We start from the raw sequence: 17,540 nt of genomic DNA on the forward strand, positions 1-17,540 counted from the left end.
TTACCACCGTCCGGATGCGCCGCCACCGCCAAAGCTGCCTCCGCCTCCGCTGAAACCGCCACCTCCAAAGCCGCCGCCACCAAAATCACCACGATCGCTACGGTTTCCACCGCCATGATAAGTACCGACCCCACGTCCACCGATACTTCCGCTGAACAGGGTAAATATCATCGCAATGATGCCGGCGATCAAAGCGACCGTGATCGCACCAGCGAGTATCCAGGTTAAGCCTGCAACAACAGCGCCGGTTATCATCGCGCCGGGAAGCCGGCCAAATATCGCACGCAATATTCCGCCAGCGGCCATCGCGAAAATAAACAGCATCGGAAGATACTGTTTAGCGCCATCGTCATTTTTCGCCTTTTTCTGTCTGACTGCGGGCAGCGGTTCACCATTCACGACCTGGATCATCTGATTGATTCCGGCGGAGATACCGCCAAAGTAGTTATCCTGCTTGAATTGCGGAATGATCGTTTCGCTGATGATGCGTTTGCTGGTCGCGTCATTGAGCGCACCTTCGAGACCATATCCGACTTCTATGCGTAAAGTGCGATCATTCTTGGCAATCACCAGAATAGCGCCATCATCAATTTTCTTGCGACCTAATTTCCATTGTTCAGCAACACGCAGCGAATATTGCTCTATCGTTTCCGGTGCAGTGCTGGCGATAATCAATACTGCAATCTGGCTTCCTTTTTTTTCTTCGAAAGATTGCAAGGTCTGTTCCAGACTGCTTTGTTGTTCTGTGTTGAGCGTCCCAGTCTGATCGGTGACATGCTGGCTCAGCGCAGGAACGGCAAGTTCTGCCGAAGCAAAAAATGAGCAGCATAAAGAGCCGGCAAGAATCAGCATTCTTGCCGTTTTCAGAATAGTCATTTCTGATTTCCGTTATTCCCTTGCGGCGCACCGAAATCAACTTTCGGTGGCACTGCAAGTGCTTTTTCATTTTCAACAGTGAAATTAGGTTTTACCTGATATCCAAAAACCATCGCGGTCAGATTGGAAGGAAAAGAACGAACGGTGACGTTATATTCCTGCACGGATTTAATGTAGCGATTTCTGGCGACAGCAATACGATTCTCAGTGCCTTCCAGTTGCGCCTGCAAATCGCGGAAACCGGCGTCAGATTTCAACTGCGGATAATTTTCAGTAACAACCAGTAACTTTGACAGTGCACCTGATAATTCGCCTTGTGCACTCTGAAATTTAGCAAAGGCCTCGGGATTATTGATCAGTTCAGGCGTTGCTTGTAAGCTGCCAACTTTCGCGCGGGCATTGGTGACACCGAGCAGCACATCTTTCTCTTGTTCCGCAAAACCTTTGACCGTGCTCACCAGATTTGGCACCAGATCTGCTCGTCGCTGATACTGGTTTAACACTTCTGACCAGTCTGACTTAATTTGCTCGTCTTCGGTCTGTATCGTATTGTAGCCACAGCCAGATAAACAAAGGATCAGGATGATGGATGCGGCCTGCCATAATTTACGCATAGAAGTACTCCATAAATGTTGAATCATCGTTCGTTAAGAATAACGTAAGCGCCTGTTACCTGCATCAAAAAAGATATCGTAACGGAAAGATAGTTTAGTAATTGTACTGCTGTGAGTGCATTACTCTCCAAGCTGCGGACCAACTGCCTCGCCTCGCTGCAACTAACTCACTTTAACGAAACTTAGTTAAGTTTAATTGGAATATCTTGCTGTGCAAGACTGATTTCAGCCTGCTTCTTACTTATGTGAGTACTAAATAAGCTGCCATTTTTCAGTGATGTAGCTCGACGATAGTATTTTCGATCGCCTCATTTTCACTAAAAGCAAATACCGAATTGTGACAAGACCAGTGCCGTAGCCAGCTTTTAAAAACCTGTTTTTGTACTACCCTGAGTGATAGAAACGACCCTTGGGAAGATCATTAATATTCACTTCAGTCAGTTAAATAAAGTTGCATTCGCGTAACACTTTGAAACAGAAGATGAAATGAAAAGTTAATACAATTGCTGACCTCATTTATTGTAAGAGGCACACCGTTGTCAAAAGTAAAGATATCCAGAATTAACAAGCGTCTGGCTTGCCGCCTCCCGATTATCTGTCAGGTCGTCGAGCGGTTATATAACCCGGATAGCTCGATTCTTCATTGCCTGGCAATGCCAAATACTGTGTTGTCCAGAACCGTATTTAGCGACGAAAAAGTGGTATTTCAGGATGACCGCACTATCATTTCGACAAATGATTACTTTACCCGGTACATTCGCATCGCCTCAGATGAATTGCGTCCGACTGGGAAAAAAATTTCGCAATTTCAAGGGAATAAAGAATTTTCTGTCGGCGTTCTGGTACTCAAGCTCAATCATGAAAACCGACATGTGATTGATAACATCTATATTGATGACGCATATCGTCGTCAAGGCATCGCCTCGTGGCTGATCGAAAGAGCCTTTTCTGATTTTCCTGATCTGTGTCTGGATGGGCGCTTTACTACCGAAGGCATTTCATTCTTTGGCGCAAAGCATAGAAAAAAATAGGCGTACAACCAGCTTCCTGATTTGCCGGCGACAACTATCGGAGATCAGAGTTTTCAAAAAACGTTGGCCGATCGCAGGTTGAGAATATCCGATCTGGAATTCGTCGGTATCTTAGCTTTTATCGACGATTATGCGCGAATGCAATACGGAATTGCACTTGATATTTCAATTCAGTGAATGCGCTATTTGGCGCAATGCCTATCGATAGTATTCGCCCGTTTTATCGCTGAATATTTGCGGGTTCGCGGCGAAACATTCAAAGTACGTGCGAACCGCGAGAAGGCACTTTTCAGCACGATTTTAACCATGCCAGGGCTTGGGGATATACCGACATTACAAACCCCTGTATTGGCATCAAAGGGCATAAGAGAAGTCGCGTGACAGGTATGTGTCTGACGACGAATATGCCGCTGTATGGGCGTGTGCGCATCCTACCGTGCAAGACGCAATGGACTTGGCATTGTGTACAGACCAGCGCCCGGCTGACGTACTGAAATTTAATGTGACAGATATTGCAGATGGAAGTCTGAGCTTAATCCAAAATAAAACGGGTAAAAAATTACGCATCGCAATTGAGGGCGAACTTGCGGAAGTGATCGACCGGATTTTTGCTAAACTACGCGATAAGGTGAATGAGATGAATAAGGCGTTATTGCAAGACCCCGATGGGCAACGGTTGAGCTATTTTGCTTTGCGCTCTCGCTTTGATAAAGCGAGAGACTTAGCGGGAGTTAGTTTCCAGTTTCGCGACTTACGCGCCAAAGCCGCAACGGATACTGATGATTTGGCTCATGCTCAGCGGTTACTAGGACATAAAAATCGTAGCACCACTGAAATTTATACGAGGGACAGAAAGGGCGATTTAGTGAAGCCGCTTGCAAGAACTTGTAAAAGCTAATTCTGTGTAGGTTTAGTGTGAGTTCAGGCGACGCGAATAGGCAATTGAAAAAATCAATTACACTTGGTCTAGCGTGCTCTGCATAAATTGAGGATCGATTCTTCCTGAAAAGAACCCGACTATCGTTTCGGCGAGTTGCCTTCTGTCATCTGATAGTTTATCGATAATACCATTTTGGATTTCGTTAAATTGCCAATGAACTAATTTTGAGTGCATACCGGGAGGGGTTTTCGCGATTAAAGGTTGGAGTTGAGCCTTTATTGCGGCGGTATCATTTTCTTGAATTGCCTTGAGTGTATTCATTAAAGTGACGAAATTTCCATCATTCAGAGTGTCCAGTGATTGTTTGTGTTCAGCATATAGCTTTTGATACTCATCATATTGCTGCAAAATAATAAGACATTCTGCGAGATTTGCTACATCTCCGACTTCGACCGTGGAGTTGCAAGTGAGTATTTTTCTTAGGATATCGGTCGCCTTGTCGAATTTACCCTGTTTCATTCGACACATACCATACACCCTTAATAAGGGGGGGGTAAGTCGGATTAATGGCAAGACCAGCTTCAATATTCTCTATTGCCCAAACATAAGAACCGCTATTTATAAGCGCTGACGCCTTTTCCACTATTTCCAGAACTTGAATTGTAGTTGCCTGCTTTTGATTTAATTTTGAAATTTCCTCATCTGCATGCTTTTGCTTCTTGCGCAGTTCTTCAATTTCAATTTCCAAACCACTTTTTAGCATACGCGCATTTTGCAATTCGTTTGAAAATTCATCTTTTAGTTTGCCCACGCTCTTAAAACTAAGGTAGCCAATAATTGCAAAAATAATTCCAACTGAAGTGGAAACTAAAGAGATCGTTAAGGCTGTGGTTTGGTAGTTGGTTGAGTAGGTCTCTTTTAGAAGATCTTTTTCAAGCTGGTAGTTAATTTGATCTCTGTGCAATATAGCAATGTCGTCGTCGGTTCTTTTCAAGTCGCGTTTTAAATAATCAACTTCGCGTTGAAATTCCGCGCTTTGCTTTGAGTCTGTATGACTTTCGGCTACTCCATGTGAGCCTAACGAGAAGGCTATAGTTAAGAGTAACAGGGTAATTCGTATAATTTGCATGCCAGTCCCAGCGAGCGGATTTATATTTAAATAATGCGACTAATTTCTAAATTGTAGAACAACTCCATTTTTTGTAGAACTAAAGGGGCAATGCAAAAAGGGCTTACATCGCTGTAAGCCCTTCTTTTTATTACGTATTTCTTGGTGGCCCGGGGCGGAATCGAACCACCGACACAAGGATTTTCAATCCTCTGCTCTACCGACTGAGCTACCAGGCCAAGACCACGCATTATAGAGATGTGTTCGGTGCTTTGCAAGTCCCTTGCGAAAAAAAGCTGCTGGGCGGGGCTAGCTCTGAATTGATGTGTCTCAGCCGGGTGCTGGTTCCGGTGCCGTATAATGCCTGCCATTGTCTATGGCGAAGGTCTTTTATATGACGGCTCAGATTCATCATTGTGATATTTGTATCGTGGGTAATGGCGCGGTGGGTAAAGCTGCTGCACTGGGATTTGCGCAGGCGGGTCTGAAGGTGGCGGTCCTTTGTCGTTCCACCGTTGCTTTGCCGATGTCGGCGCAGTGGGATGTGCGGGTATTCGCGCTGAACCATATTGCGCATGATTTATTGTCTTCACTTAAAGTATGGGATGCATTGGATTTACAGCGTGTCGCGGCTGTCACTGAAATGAATGTACGCGGTGGCAAGTCGGTTGATGATGGTCAACTCGCGTTCGATGCATACGGCGCCCGTACCGGTGAGCTGGCCTGGATTGTTGAAGATAAAAATTTAAATCACGCACTCGATACAGCAATGAAGTTTGCGCAGAATTTATCGGTAGTCACGGGTGCTGCCGCGAGTTTGCATGCAGATGAACATGGTGCGCAGATTAATCTTGAGGATGGCAGCCAGATCAAGGCGAGTCTGATCGTTGGTGCTGATGGTGCCCAATCGTGGGTGCGCGGTCAGTGCGATATCGGTCTGGATTATCGCTCTTACGGACAACAGGGTGTCGTCACTAATTTTGAATGCGAGATTCCGCACCACGGGGTTGCGCATCAGTGGTTTGTCGAAGAGCAGGGCATTATTGCTTTGTTGCCTTTGCCGGGGAACCGGGTGTCGCTGGTGTGGTCTGCACCAGATGCTTTGGCTGCCGAATTGTTGCGTGAGCCATTGTCTGCGCTGGTCAGTCGGCTGGAAGAATATTGTCTGGATACGCTGGGGCATCTGACACCGGTATTGCCAGAAGATATTAAGGCGTTTCCTCTCCGATTAATACGTCCGCACAGCATGATTGCACAGCGTGTTGCGCTGATTGGCGACGCAGCGCATGCCGTGCATCCGCTCGCCGGGCATGGCATGAATCTGGGTTTTGGTGATGTGACGAGCTTGCTGGCGTTGATGAAATCACGCGAAGATCATTGTGATTGTGGCGATGCCAAACTGCTGGAACGTTACCGTCGTTCACGTAAAGAAGACGTGATGCTGATGCAGATCACGACCGACGGACTGGCTCGATTATTCGGTTCTGATCTGGCGCCTTTGCGTCTGGCACGCAATGTTGGATTGAACTTACTGAATCGTCTGCCTGTCTTAAAGAACAAATTAATCTCCCACGCAATGGGGAAGTAAGCATTGCTGACTATGGCGAAGGCCACCACACGGAATTACAAGGAATAATATGAATCTGAAGCAATGTATCGCGCTCTTGTCGCTCACCTTTACTGGTGTCGTTTTCGCGCAGACCGCACAGGAATCTGCGGTAAAAAAACTGATAGAGCCAAAGTTAGGTCAGGGCGTGAAAGTGGACTCCGTCGTCAAGACACCTTACAGCGGTTTGTTCGAAGTGCGCGTCGGCTCGGACATTTTGTACACCGATGAAAAAGCGCAGTATTTATTTGTCGGGAATGTACTCGATGCCAAATCCGGCACGAATTACACCAAAGCCAGAACGGATGAGCTGAGTAAGATTAAGTTCTCTGATTTGCCGCTGGAATCCGCGCTGAAAATGGTCAAAGGTGATGGTAAGCGTGTGATCGCGGTGTTTGAAGATCCGAATTGTGGGTACTGCAAACGTTTCCGTAAGACCTTGGCGGGCATGGACAACATTACTGTTTACACGTTCTTGTATAACATTTTGTCGGAAGATTCGACGGTCAAGTCAAAGAATGTCTGGTGCTCTGCTGACCGCAATAAAGCATGGGATGAGTGGATGCTGAACGGTAAAGCACCATCTGCCGCGCCAGCAAACTGCGCAACGCCAAATGAAAAAATACTGGCGCTCGGACAGAAGTTACGTGTGAACGGGACACCGGCTATTTTCTTTGCAGATGGTTCGCGGGTGCCGGGTGCGATGGATGCAAAAGGTCTGGAAGAGAAGTTCGCCAGCCTGAATTCCGCAAAATAAGCATGACGCTTTCTCCCGCGAGCTGGACGGGCATTTTGCTTGCTGCCGGACGCGGGCGACGCTTTGATCCACATGGTGTCGAAGATAAGCTGCAACAAACTTTGCCGGATGGACACCCGGTTGCGCTGACAGCGGCACAGCATTTGTCTTCTGTGATGCAGCATGTCGTCGTTGTCGTGCGGCCGGACAATCGGGCGTTGCTACAGGAATTTCAGCGTCAGTTATATGAGGTCGTTATCTGCCCTGATGCTGATCAAGGCATGGCGGCGTCACTGACCTGTGGGCTGCGCCACGCTGCACGCAGTAAAGGCTGGATTATTGCGCTCGCAGATATGCCTTTTGTAAAGAGCTCGACCATTGCTGCACTCTTGCGTGAGCTGGAAAACGGCGCGGATATTGTGGTGCCCGTGTTTCAGGGGCAGCGTGGTAACCCTGTCGGTTTCTCAGGTAAATATCTCCCCGAATTATTGGCGCTGAGCGGTGATCGCGGCGCACGCGGCTTATTACAGCAATTTTCTGTGCGCGAGGTTCCGGTGGATGATGCCGGAATTTTGCAGGATATTGATCTGCCCACCGATTTATCTGCGCAATAAACCAAGAAACATTATTCATACATCTGCGATGGTCAGATATATCTAAGTCTCTGATTTCCTCTTAGAATAGCGTTTTTCTTCAATTTGACAGAAAACAGACGTTGCGACATTAGCAGCGATACTTTATGAATAATCTCAATCAGAAACTCGTTATCCGCCTTGGTTTTGCAGGCTTGATTCCATTTATCCTGCTGACTCTCGCATGCTGGCTGGTGCATCCGGAATGGTTGGGTTATTTCATTAAAGCGCAGCTCGCTTACGGCATTGCCATCTTATCTTTTCTCGGTGGCGTACATTGGGGCATCACCATTATGGCCAACGGCAAGGATGATCATGAAACCAGAAAGGCATTGATCTGGGGCGTGATTCCTACTGTGATCGCCTGGTGTTCTCTGGGTAATATGCTGCTCGGTTTTTTAGTGCAGGTGATTGGTTTTATCGCGGCCTACAAAATCGATAAAAAACTCTATCAAAGCTATGATGTTCCTGAATGGTTTATTCATTTGCGCCTGCAATTGACCCAGGTGGTCGTGACGGCGCAGATATTCACCTTCATCGCTGCGAATGTGCGCAACTAATATCTCTAACAATTAAAATAGAAAGATCGTTGAGCATGGCAAAAACGATGAGCACTCAAAAAGCAACTCAAAGTCAGACAAGCCGCAACAGCGTCAAAAACGCGATTCATTATTCGATCATCCCCAAAGATTTAGCCGCTCACTTGTATCAGGTGACGCTGCACATCAGTCAGCCCGATCCTGAAGGACAGGTTGTCAGCTTGCCGGCATGGATACCCGGCAGTTACATGGTGCGTGAGTTTGCACGAAATATTGTGCAGATCAAGGCAAGTGCCGCCGGTAAAAAAGTGACTCTCAAAAAGCTCGACAAACATACCTGGCAGGCAGCTCCGTGCAAAACTGAACTGCTGATCAGTTATGACGTGTATGCATGGGATTTGTCGGTGCGCGCGGCGCATCTCGATCAGTCACATGCTTTTTTTAACGGCACCAGCGTATTCCTGAGCGTACACGGGCAAGAGTTTTTACCGCACATTGTTGATATTCAACGTGCCGATGCGCCCGCATGTAAGAGTTGGCGCGTCGCCACTTCTTTGCCTGAGTTGAAAGCCAAGCGTTATGGCTTTGGTACTTATATTGCCGCGAACTACGATGAGTTGGTCGATCACCCGGTCGAGTGCGGCGATTTCGCACTGGCGACATTTGAAGCGCACGGCGTGCCACATGATTTCGTCGTGACCGGAAAAGTGCCGAACATGGACATGGAGCGCATGGTCGCTGATGTCAAAAAAATCTGTGAAAGCCAGATCGCATTTTTTGAGCCGCGTGCCAAAAAAGCGCCGATGGATCGCTACGTATTTATGACGATGGTAGTCGGTGAAGGTTACGGTGGCCTGGAACATCGTGCGTCAACCGCCTTGATCTGTAACCGCACTGATATTCCGGTAAAACATCAGCCTGAGATGAGCGATGGTTATCGCGGCTTTTTAGGTTTGTGCAGCCATGAGTATTTCCATACGTGGAATGTCAAGCGCATTAAGCCTGCTGCATTTGCCAGTTACGATCTGCGTCAGGAAAACTACACTAGCCTGTTGTGGCTGTTTGAAGGTTTTACGAGTTATTACGATGATCTGATGCTGGTACGCGCTGGTTTGATCGATGAAGCAGCGTATCTGAAATTGCTGGCGCAGACTGTCAATAACGTCCATCGCGGTAGCGGGCGTCTTAAGCAAAGTGTGGCCGAATCCAGCTTTGATGCCTGGACGAAGTATTATCGTCAGGATGAAAATTCGCCGAATGCGATTGTCAGCTATTACACCAAAGGTTCACTGGTCGGGCTGGGCCTGGACCTGACGATACGTGCAGCAACTGGCGGAAAAAAATCGCTCGATGATGTGATGCGTGCTTTGTGGCAAAAGTATGGTCGTGATTTCTATGTCAATTTTGCGGCGGGAAAACAGCAGGGCTTGGCCGAAGACGAAATCGAAACGATCATCGAAAAAGCGACTGGCGTGAATGTGCGCCGCTTCCTCGATAAGCATGTGCGCGGAACTGATGATGTGCCGCTGGCGCAGTTGTTTGCAGAGTTCGGCATTACACTCGATGCTGGCAACAGCAACAGGTCTGCCAGTCTTGGCGTGAAAGTGGCACGCGATGCCAATGGCTGCAAGATCGCTCATGCGTATGAAGGTCGTGCCGCACATCTGGCGGGTTTATCTGCGAATGATATTCTGGTGGCGATTAACGGTTTGCGTGTGAGTGTCGCTGACGTTGGCGATAACCTCGCGGTGGCGATCGGGCGTTATCGCGTCGGCGATACGGTGGAAATTCACGCGTTCCGCCGTGATGAGTTGCTGGTCGTGAAAGCGAAATTGCAAACGGATGATGTGCCTGCAGTGAGCTTCAAAATTGAGAGTGACACCAAGGCCGTGTTAGCGACGGCAAGGCCCGCCTACCGTAAAGCAACGAAATCGTAAGATCAGTATCGAATAAAAAAAGCCGTTAGCGCAGAGATGACGCTAACGGCTTTTTTTCTATTAGCAACGATCATGTCTCAGTATTCATGCGGCTTCTGGCAGGAAAATGCCTGGAAAGCCGCAGATTGATTAGGACATGCCGTCAGATGTGTATCGATTCAGAAAAATAATTTCTGTAACTCTGCACCAGGATTTTCTGCCCGCATGAATGCTTCGCCGACCAGGAAGCCATGCACATCCGCAGCGCGCATTCGTTTTACGTCGTCAGGATTGAGGATGCCGGATTCGGAAATCACCAGTTTTTCCGGTGAGAGTTTCGGCAGTAAGCCCAGCGTCGTCTCCAGCGTCACATCAAAGGTGCGCAGGTTGCGGTTGTTAATACCTAGCAGCGTGGTTTTCAGTTTAAGTGCCGCGTCCAGCTCTGCGCCATTGTGTACTTCGACCAGGACACCCATACCGAGTTCATGTGCACAGGCTTCGAGTTCTGCCATCAGACCATGATCGAGTGCGGCAACGATCAGCAAGATACAATCAGCGCCCCATTTTCTGGCCTGATATACCTGATACGGATCAATCATAAAATCTTTGCGCAACGCCGGTAATGCACAGGCATTGCGTGCCTGCTGCAGATATTCCGGTGCGCCCTGAAAAAACTGCACGTCTGTCAACACGGATAAACAGGCCGCACCGTGCTGCTCGTAGCTTTTCGCGATGTCTGCCGGATTAAAATTTGGCCGGATTACGCCTTTGGAGGGCGAGGCTTTTTTGACTTCCGCAATCACCGCAGGATTGCCCGCCGCAATTTTGCTGCGCAGTGCGGATTCAAAACCACGTAGTTGTGCGCGTGCTTCTTTGTCAGATTCGACTTCGTCACGCAGACTGATCAGCGACTGATATTTTTTTGCTGCCGCAATCTCATCTTTTTTGACTGCCAGGATGTTGTTAAGTATGTCCGACATAATTTACTTTCCGAGTTGCTGAGTGACCTGAATGAAGTGATCCATCTTGGCACGGGCAGCCCCTGACGCGATCGCTTCTTGCGCCTTCTTGACGCCGTCGGCAATCGAGCTGGCAACGCCCGCGCCGTATAAAGCGGCACCGGCATTCAGGCTGACGATATCTTTCGCGGCACCGCTGACATTGTTCAGCACTTCCAATACTTTTTCGCGCGATTCTTCCGCACCTGAGACACGCAGATTCCGGCTAGATACCATTTGCAGGCCAAAGTCTTCCGGATGAATATCGTATTCGCGGATTTCACCATCGACCAGTTCGCCGACCATCGTCGGTGCACCGAGCGACACTTCATCCATATTGTCGCGACCCCACACGACCAGCGCATGTTTGGCGCCCAGCCGCTGCAACACGCGCACCTGAATACCGACCAGATCCGGATGGAATACACCCATGAGAATATTTGGTGCGCCTGCCGGATTCGTCAGCGGGCCGAGGATGTTAAAGATGGTGCGCACACCCAGTTCGCGACGGACTGGTGCCGCATGTTTCATCGCACCGTGATGGTTCGGTGCAAACATAAAACCGATGCCGGTCTGAGCTACGGATTGTGCAATTTGTTCTGGATTCAGGTTGATGTTAACACCCAGCGCTTCTAGCACGTCTGCGCTGCCAGATGATGAAGAAACGCTGCGTCCGCCGTGCTTGGCGACGCGCGCTCCGGCGGCGGCAGTCACAAACATCGAGGTGGTGGAAATATTGAAGGTATTCGCGCCATCGCCGCCAGTGCCGACGATATCGATCATATTTTCGGTATTGACCAATGGCACTTTGGTCGAGAATTCGCGCATGACTTGTGCCGCTGCGGTGATTTCACCTATGCTTTCTTTTTTGACGCGCAGACCTATCGTTAATGCGGCGATCATCAGTGGCGACATTTCACCGCCCATGATTTTGCGGAACAGATACAGCATTTCGTCATGGAATATTTCGCGGTGTTCGATCAGACGTGTCAAAGCTTCTTGCTGAGAAATGGTCATTGTGCTGCTCCGGTCAGAAAGTTTTTCAACAGAGCATGGCCATGCTCTGAGAGGATGGATTCGGGGTGGAATTGCACGCCTTGCAGATTGAATTCTTTGTGACGCACACCCATGATTTCGCCATCGTCAGTCCAGGCGGTGACTTCCAGGCAATCGGGTAGCGTAGCGCGTTCAATCGCCAGCGAGTGATAGCGGATAACGGTGTAAGGGCTGGGTAAATTCTTAAAGACGCCCACGCCGGTGTGTGCAATCATCGACGTCTTGCCATGCATGACTTGCTTGGCGCGGATGATATTGCCGCCAAATGCAGCACCGATACTTTGATGACCAAGGCAGACGCCGAGAATAGGAATCTGGCCGGCAAAACGTTCGATGACAGGAATAGAAATACCAGCTTCATGCGGCGTGCATGGTCCCGGCGAAATGCAGATGTGATCCGGCTTTAATGCGGCGATTTCGTCCAGTGTGATTTCATCATTGCGGTAGGTGCGCACATCTTCACCCAGCTCGGCAAAATACTGCACGAGGTTGTAAGTGAAGGAATCATAGTTATCGATCATCAGCAGCATTTAAATTTCTCCGTCCAGACCATCTTGTACTTGTTCGGCAGCGCGCAAAACTGCGCGCGCCTTGTTTTCTGTTTCCTGCCATTCCATTTCCGGTACTGAATCCGCCACCACGCCCGCCGCAGCCTGCACATACAACATGCCGTCTTTCAGTACGCCGGTGCGAATCGCGATCGCCAGATCCATCTCGCCGCCGAACGACAGATAACCGCAAGCCCCGCCATAGATGCCGCGTTTGACTGGTTCGAGTTCATCGATCAACTCCATGGCACGCACCTTTGGCGCGCCGGACAAGGTACCGGCAGGGAAGGTCGCTTTCAGCACATCGAGATTCGATAATTGTGGTTGCAATGTCCCTTCGACATTCGACACGATGTGCTGTACATGCGAGTATTTTTCAATGACCATCTGATCCGTTACCTTGACGCTGCCAGTCGTAGCGATGCGGCCGATATCATTGCGTGCGAGATCAATCAGCATTACGTGTTCGGCGATTTCTTTGGGATCAGCCAGCAATTCTTTGGCGAGTTCAGCATCGCGCTCAGGTGTTGCACCGCGCGGACGCGTACCGGCGAGCGGACGTATCGTGACTTTGCGTGAACCATCATTCAGGCTTTCGTTGCGTACCAAAATTTCCGGCGATGCACCGATGATCTGCATGTCGCCGAAATTGTAGAAATACATATACGGTGACGGATTCAGTGAGCGCAGTGCGCGATACAGTGAGAGCGGCGAATCAACATAAGGTTTCTTGATGCGCTGCCCGACCTGCACCTGCATCAGATCGCCAGCCATGATGTATTCCTTGGCTTTTTCAACGGCTTTTAAATAATCTTCTTTCGCGAAATCGCGTATGGATTCGGTGCGCACCGAGGCGGATGTAACGGGCGCATCAACGCTGCGACGTAACATCGCACGCAAATCTTTCAAACGCTGGCGCGCTTTCGACCATGCTTCGGCTTGCGTAGGATCGGCATACACAATCAGATACAGCTTGCCTGATACATTATCGATGACCGCTAATTCTTCTGTCACCAGTAACTGAATTTCCGGCAGACCAAGATCATCTTTGGGCGCGCTGTGTGCGAGGCGTTTTTCGACATGGCGTACCGCATCGTAACCAAAGTAACCGGCGAGTCCGCCGCAAAAACGTGGCATGCCGGGACGTAACGCTACTTTGAAACGGCTTTGAAATTCTGCGATGAAATCGAGCGGATTGCCGTGATACGTTTCGATGATTTCGCCATTTCTGACGATTTCTACTTTTTCACCGTAGCTGCGCAACAGCGTATTGGCAGGCAGGCCGATGAAGGAATAACGCCCGAAACGTTCGCCACCCATGACGGATTCGAGCAGGAAAGTGTTTTTGCCCGCGTTCTGGGTCTGAGCAAGTTTCAGGTACAGGGTCAGTGGAGTTTCCAGATCAGCGAATGCTTCCGCAATCATCGGAATACGGTTGTAGCCTTGCGCGGCCAGCGATTTGAATTCGAGTTCGGTCATGGTTTTCTTTCAGCCGTCAGCCATAGCTCGCGATGCTTGCAGACACAGAAAACGAGCAAAACGACTCGCATCTTGAGTAAGGACGGATAAGACAGATTGATAAAACAAGCGACAAGTCGTGCGGAGGATGTGCAGAGCCAGTCGCGGCATTCCAGGATTAAGAGGATTGCCAGCGTCGCCATAGCCAGGCCTCAAAGGCACCTGGTGTTATTTCGGGACGTTTGTTTTCGGGAAACATTCGTGAGTGGAATGAAAGTGATTAATGTCGAATTAATGTTGATTTTCTGTCGCCAGCAGTCGTGCCGCTTCCAACAGTGTGCCGACTATACCATCACTTTGAATCGTTTGTACAGCCTCGCCGTGGTTGTAACCATAAGGCACTGTGAGTACCGGGCAGCCTGCTGCGCGCGCCGCGATGGCGTCATTGCTGGAGTCGCCGATAGCCAGAATGTGTGATGGCGCGATGCCAAACTTTTTGCTGACTTCAAGCAATGGTAGCGGATCTGGTTTTTTTCGAGGGAAGGAATCACCGCCGAAAGTCAGTTCAAAATAGGAAGACAAGCCCTTTTTCTGCATCAGGGGAATGGCGAAAGCGAGCGGCTTGTTTGTGACGCATGCCAGCCGCAGATGCATCGCCTGCATTGCTTGCAAACCCTCGATGACTTCTGGATACAACGTGCTGTGATCGCCATTGATGTCGAGATAATGCCGCTGGTAAGATGCCATCCCTTGCGCAAAATGTTGTTGCACTCCCGCTTCATCGAAATCCAGACTCAGGACACGGGTGATCAGATTTTCCGAGCCTTTACCGACCATAGATTTCACCATGGCTAGCGTTATTGGCGTCAGGGAAAAATCATTCCGCATACGATTAATCGCGACCAGAAAATCCGGTGCGGTATCGAGCATGGTGCCATCGAGATCAATGATGACGGCGTTGATATTGTTAAACATGGCGTTGTCTGTGGAATATCTGAATAACCATGCGGTTCCTGGCACAAATTGACGCCACGAGCCGTATGGTTATTGAGTGTCTGGAACGTAAGCGGTGAATGACGGGTCAGACTTTACCGAGTTCTGTGCGCATGGCGTCAATGACGGCCTTGTAGTCTGGCTTGCCAAATATCGCTGAACCGGCAACAAACGTATCTGCACCTGCTGCTGCGATCTCGCGGATATTGTCTATCTTCACGCCACCATCGACTTGCAGCATGATGTCGCGACCGGATTCGTCAATTAATTTGCGTACCGCGGCGATTTTTTTCAATGTGTGCGGAATAAACGATTGACCGCCGAAGCCGGGGTTGACTGACATTAACAGGATCAGATCCAGCTTATCCATGACATGTTCTAACACATGCAAGGGTGTCGCAGGATTGAACACCAGACCGGCTTTGCAGCCGTGATCGCGGATTAATTGCAGACTACGGTCGATATGCTCGGAGCCTTCCGGGTGAAAGCTGATGATATTCGCGCCAGCTTTGGCAAAATCGGGAATGATGCGATCGACAGGTTTTACCATCAGATGAACATCAATCGGCACCTGCACATGTGGGCGTATCGCTTCGCAGACCAACGGGCCTATGGTCAGATTCGGGACGTAATGGTTATCCATGACGTCGAAGTGAATCATGTCGGCACCGGCAGCGACGACATTGCGCACTTCCTCGCCCAATCGGGCAAAGTCGGCGGATAAAATACTGGGGGCAATTCGGTAGGTTGTCATGGCAATGGTCTTGCAAAAGGAAAGATGCGCTATTTTACCTTGCGCCATCCATGTCGTCTTTGTGATCCTCTGGCACAATAGAGATTCAATTGCAGTTGATAAAGAAAAGAGGAGACTGTGGCAGCCTACGAAATGAGTGTGTCCGTTGTGACACAGTATTTACAAGAGCAATCCAATCCGGATCAGGCGAATTTTGTGTTTGCTTACACCATAACGATTAAGAATACGGGGACGGTGTCAGCGCAGGTAATTTCGCGTCACTGGATTATTACAGATGCAAAGAATCATATTGAAGAGGTAAAAGGGCTGGGGGTGGTCGGGCATCAGCCGTTTTTGGCGCCAGGACAAAGTTTTGAATACACCAGCGGCAGTTCCTTAACGACGCCGCAGGGAAGCATGAAAGGTTCGTATTTCTGCGTGGCGGAAGATGGACATCGTTTCGAGGTCGAGATTCCTGAGTTTGTGCTCTCTATTCCCCGTACCTTGCATTAATAGGGTGGCGTGCGCTGCCTTGCGATACGGATCGTACGGTTCCACTATAGTTGGCATGTCGTGAAAAACTGCGCGCCAGTTTTTTAATAAATAATGTGATGAAGTTCAGTTGCTGTCGTTCTTACTGTCAGTTTGTTCTTCAATGCGCGGTTTGTTTTCCGGGCGTCGTCCGGAAAACATGGTCCACCATACGATAAAGATCAATATTAAGAGCGCCATTCCGGCTTCTAATAACAATAACCACATAGATTTCCTTTGATTACAATCTGGCTGTTCTGTAAACAGATAAGCTGGATTGTTTGAGTAATTTAGCCTTGCCGCGCTGAGCGGCACATCCATTGACACTATATAGGAGACTTCCATGGAATTCGAATGCATATTAGTAGAGACAAAAGAGAAGGTTGGACTGATTACTCTCAATCGCCCGAAGGCATTGAATGCGCTGAATGATCAGGTGATGAATGAATTAGGCGTTGCTTTAAAAGCGTTTGACCAGAATGATGCGATCCAATGTATCGTTATTACCGGAAGTCAGAAGGCATTTGCTGCTGGTGCAGATATTGCCGCAATGGCGAACTACACGTTCATGGATGCTTATAAAGGTGATTACATCACGCGCAATTGGGAAACTATTCGCCAGATTCGCAAACCAGTCATTGCTGCCGTGGCAGGTTATGCCTTGGGCGGTGGTTGTGAATTGGCGATGATGTGTGATTTCATCATTGCTGCTGATAACGCAAAATTTGGGCAGCCCGAAGTTAAGTTAGGAACCTTGCCAGGCGCTGGCGGTACTCAGCGTTTGCCGCGTGCAATATCGAAAGCGAAGGCGATGGATATGTGCCTGACCGCACGCATGATGGATGCGGAAGAAGCAGAACGCGCTGGATTGGTCTCGCGCATTGTTCCGGTAGATATGTTGCTGGAAGAAGCGCTGTCAGCGGCGAACACGATTGCCAGCATGTCGCTGCCTATCATTATGATGATTAAGGAATCTGTTAATCGCGCTTACGAAACCACTTTGTCGGAAGGCGTGCATTTTGAACGCCGCTTGTTTCATTCAAGTTTCGGAACCGAAGATCAGAAGGAAGGCATGAAAGCATTCCTGGAAAAACGTACGCCGGAATTTAAGAATCAATAAATTATAAATAATTTGCGAGTTTCATTGCGAATTGAGGAAGGTTTTGCTATAGTTCGGCTCCCGCTGAAAGGCGGGGGAAGAAAGTGAAGCGCTGCAAGTAAAAAAGCAGCCCGCACAGTCAACAGACCGAAGTCAGGCCAAGTGATCCGATTGGTGCCCGCACAA

At 49.0% G+C, this 17,540-nt stretch carries 19 protein-coding genes and 1 tRNA gene; 9 read left to right on the plus strand and 11 right to left on the minus strand.

What is annotated here, in order from left to right; translation table 11 throughout:
- Positions 1-876 (minus strand): TPM domain-containing protein, encoded by an 876-nt coding sequence (locus H8K26_RS14880; RefSeq protein WP_190480586.1) that lies wholly within the window; start codon positions 874-876, stop codon positions 1-3.
- A complete protein-coding gene (locus tag H8K26_RS14885; protein ID WP_190480588.1) occupies positions 873-1,490 on the minus strand; it encodes a LemA family protein in 618 nt (205 codons plus the stop codon). Before H8K26_RS14885 ends, H8K26_RS14880 begins: the two co-directional genes overlap by 4 nt.
- Positions 1,491-2,026: 536 nt before the next feature.
- On the opposite strand from H8K26_RS14885, the gene H8K26_RS14890 reads away from it, so the two are divergent.
- A complete protein-coding gene (locus H8K26_RS14890) occupies positions 2,027-2,521 on the plus strand; it encodes a GNAT family N-acetyltransferase (protein WP_190480590.1) in 495 nt (164 codons plus the stop codon).
- A 388-nt stretch (positions 2,522-2,909) separates the two neighbouring features.
- A complete protein-coding gene (locus H8K26_RS14895) occupies positions 2,910-3,419 on the plus strand; it encodes a tyrosine-type recombinase/integrase (protein ID WP_317889280.1) in 510 nt (169 codons plus the stop codon).
- A 57-nt stretch (positions 3,420-3,476) separates the two neighbouring features.
- On the opposite strand, the gene H8K26_RS14900 is transcribed toward H8K26_RS14895, so the two are convergent.
- The 3 genes from H8K26_RS14900 to H8K26_RS14910 all read right to left on the minus strand — a co-directional run bounded on the left by H8K26_RS14900 (position 3,477) and on the right by H8K26_RS14910 (position 4,748).
- Entirely contained in the window at positions 3,477-3,920 is a 444-nt protein-coding gene (locus H8K26_RS14900) for a tetratricopeptide repeat protein (protein ID WP_190480593.1), read from the minus strand.
- The gene (locus H8K26_RS14905) at positions 3,907-4,530 is read right to left on the minus strand and encodes a hypothetical protein (RefSeq protein ID WP_190480595.1); all 624 of its coding nucleotides are present in this window, start codon (positions 4,528-4,530) and stop codon (positions 3,907-3,909) included. The genes H8K26_RS14900 and H8K26_RS14905 overlap by 14 nt, the downstream gene beginning before the upstream one ends.
- A gap of 142 nt (positions 4,531-4,672) precedes the next feature.
- Positions 4,673-4,748: transfer RNA gene (locus H8K26_RS14910), tRNA-Phe, on the minus strand.
- Between the two features lie 155 nt (positions 4,749-4,903).
- On the opposite strand from H8K26_RS14910, the gene H8K26_RS14915 reads away from it, so the two are divergent.
- The 5 genes from H8K26_RS14915 (at position 4,904) to H8K26_RS14935 (ending at position 9,959) form a co-directional block, all read left to right on the plus strand.
- Complete coding sequence (locus H8K26_RS14915) at positions 4,904-6,097, plus strand: FAD-dependent monooxygenase (RefSeq protein WP_190480598.1); 1,194 nt, start codon at positions 4,904-4,906, stop codon at positions 6,095-6,097.
- A 49-nt stretch (positions 6,098-6,146) separates the two neighbouring features.
- Entirely contained in the window at positions 6,147-6,872 is a 726-nt protein-coding gene (locus H8K26_RS14920; protein ID WP_190480599.1) for a DsbC family protein, read from the plus strand.
- A gap of 2 nt (positions 6,873-6,874) precedes the next feature.
- The gene (locus tag H8K26_RS14925) at positions 6,875-7,465 is read left to right on the plus strand and encodes a nucleotidyltransferase family protein (protein WP_190480602.1); all 591 of its coding nucleotides are present in this window, start codon (positions 6,875-6,877) and stop codon (positions 7,463-7,465) included.
- A 125-nt stretch (positions 7,466-7,590) separates the two neighbouring features.
- Positions 7,591-8,043: a DUF3429 domain-containing protein gene (locus tag H8K26_RS14930; RefSeq protein WP_186884579.1), complete on the plus strand. Its 453-nt coding sequence runs from the start codon at positions 7,591-7,593 to the stop codon at positions 8,041-8,043.
- 47 nt (positions 8,044-8,090) lie between these two features.
- A complete protein-coding gene (locus H8K26_RS14935; RefSeq protein WP_190480604.1) occupies positions 8,091-9,959 on the plus strand; it encodes a M61 family metallopeptidase in 1,869 nt (622 codons plus the stop codon).
- 158 nt (positions 9,960-10,117) lie between these two features.
- Here H8K26_RS14935 and trpC read toward each other — a convergent pair whose 3' ends face one another.
- From trpC to rpe, 6 genes are all read right to left on the minus strand, one after another.
- Positions 10,118-10,918: an indole-3-glycerol phosphate synthase TrpC gene (gene trpC, locus H8K26_RS14940; protein WP_190480606.1), complete on the minus strand. Its 801-nt coding sequence runs from the start codon at positions 10,916-10,918 to the stop codon at positions 10,118-10,120.
- 3 nt (positions 10,919-10,921) lie between these two features.
- Positions 10,922-11,953 carry an anthranilate phosphoribosyltransferase gene (gene trpD, locus H8K26_RS14945; RefSeq protein ID WP_190480608.1) on the minus strand — a complete coding sequence of 344 codons (1,032 nt, stop codon included), beginning with the start codon at positions 11,951-11,953 and terminating at the stop codon, positions 10,922-10,924.
- Positions 11,950-12,522 carry an anthranilate synthase component II gene (locus H8K26_RS14950; RefSeq protein WP_190480610.1) on the minus strand — a complete coding sequence of 191 codons (573 nt, stop codon included), beginning with the start codon at positions 12,520-12,522 and terminating at the stop codon, positions 11,950-11,952. The genes trpD and H8K26_RS14950 overlap by 4 nt, the downstream gene beginning before the upstream one ends.
- Positions 12,523-14,019, minus strand: coding sequence for an anthranilate synthase component I (gene trpE, locus H8K26_RS14955; RefSeq protein WP_186884584.1), 1,497 nt, complete (start codon positions 14,017-14,019; stop codon positions 12,523-12,525).
- A gap of 270 nt (positions 14,020-14,289) precedes the next feature.
- Positions 14,290-14,973 carry a phosphoglycolate phosphatase gene (locus H8K26_RS14960; RefSeq protein ID WP_190480612.1) on the minus strand — a complete coding sequence of 228 codons (684 nt, stop codon included), beginning with the start codon at positions 14,971-14,973 and terminating at the stop codon, positions 14,290-14,292.
- Between the two features lie 106 nt (positions 14,974-15,079).
- A complete protein-coding gene (gene rpe / locus H8K26_RS14965; protein ID WP_186897814.1) occupies positions 15,080-15,745 on the minus strand; it encodes a ribulose-phosphate 3-epimerase in 666 nt (221 codons plus the stop codon).
- Between the two features lie 117 nt (positions 15,746-15,862).
- On the opposite strand from rpe, the gene apaG reads away from it, so the two are divergent.
- Entirely contained in the window at positions 15,863-16,237 is a 375-nt protein-coding gene (apaG, locus tag H8K26_RS14970) for a Co2+/Mg2+ efflux protein ApaG (RefSeq protein WP_190480613.1), read from the plus strand.
- 361 nt (positions 16,238-16,598) lie between these two features.
- Positions 16,599-17,375: an enoyl-CoA hydratase gene (locus tag H8K26_RS14975; protein WP_186884588.1), complete on the plus strand. Its 777-nt coding sequence runs from the start codon at positions 16,599-16,601 to the stop codon at positions 17,373-17,375.
- Positions 17,376-17,540: the final 165 nt, after the last annotated feature.

The sequence above is a fragment of the Cognatundibacterium aquatile genome, from assembly GCF_014699135.1.
GTDB classification, from domain to species: Bacteria; Pseudomonadota; Gammaproteobacteria; order Burkholderiales; family Burkholderiaceae_D; genus Undibacterium; species Undibacterium aquatile.

Excerpts from the sequence above, each read along its gene's own strand:
- H8K26_RS14900 (WP_190480593.1), bottom strand. The coding sequence starts at position 3,920 with ATGAAACAGGGTAAATTCGACAAGGCGACCGATATCCTAAGAAAAATA.
- H8K26_RS14885 (WP_190480588.1), bottom strand. The coding sequence starts at position 1,490 with ATGCGTAAATTATGGCAGGCCGCATCCATCATCCTGATCCTTTGTTTA.
- trpC (WP_190480606.1), bottom strand. The coding sequence starts at position 10,918 with ATGTCGGACATACTTAACAACATCCTGGCAGTCAAAAAAGATGAGATT.
- H8K26_RS14905 (WP_190480595.1), bottom strand. The coding sequence starts at position 4,530 with ATGCAAATTATACGAATTACCCTGTTACTCTTAACTATAGCCTTCTCG.
- H8K26_RS14920 (WP_190480599.1), top strand. The coding sequence starts at position 6,147 with ATGAATCTGAAGCAATGTATCGCGCTCTTGTCGCTCACCTTTACTGGT.
- trpE (WP_186884584.1), bottom strand. The coding sequence starts at position 14,019 with ATGACCGAACTCGAATTCAAATCGCTGGCCGCGCAAGGCTACAACCGT.
- H8K26_RS14950 (WP_190480610.1), bottom strand. The coding sequence starts at position 12,522 with ATGCTGCTGATGATCGATAACTATGATTCCTTCACTTACAACCTCGTG.
- H8K26_RS14930 (WP_186884579.1), top strand. The coding sequence starts at position 7,591 with ATGAATAATCTCAATCAGAAACTCGTTATCCGCCTTGGTTTTGCAGGC.
- trpD (WP_190480608.1), bottom strand. The coding sequence starts at position 11,953 with ATGACCATTTCTCAGCAAGAAGCTTTGACACGTCTGATCGAACACCGC.
- H8K26_RS14915 (WP_190480598.1), top strand. The coding sequence starts at position 4,904 with ATGACGGCTCAGATTCATCATTGTGATATTTGTATCGTGGGTAATGGC.
- H8K26_RS14935 (WP_190480604.1), top strand. The coding sequence starts at position 8,091 with ATGAGCACTCAAAAAGCAACTCAAAGTCAGACAAGCCGCAACAGCGTC.
- H8K26_RS14925 (WP_190480602.1), top strand. The coding sequence starts at position 6,875 with ATGACGCTTTCTCCCGCGAGCTGGACGGGCATTTTGCTTGCTGCCGGA.
- rpe (WP_186897814.1), bottom strand. The coding sequence starts at position 15,745 with ATGACAACCTACCGAATTGCCCCCAGTATTTTATCCGCCGACTTTGCC.
- H8K26_RS14960 (WP_190480612.1), bottom strand. The coding sequence starts at position 14,973 with ATGTTTAACAATATCAACGCCGTCATCATTGATCTCGATGGCACCATG.
- H8K26_RS14975 (WP_186884588.1), top strand. The coding sequence starts at position 16,599 with ATGGAATTCGAATGCATATTAGTAGAGACAAAAGAGAAGGTTGGACTG.
- H8K26_RS14880 (WP_190480586.1), bottom strand. The coding sequence starts at position 876 with ATGACTATTCTGAAAACGGCAAGAATGCTGATTCTTGCCGGCTCTTTA.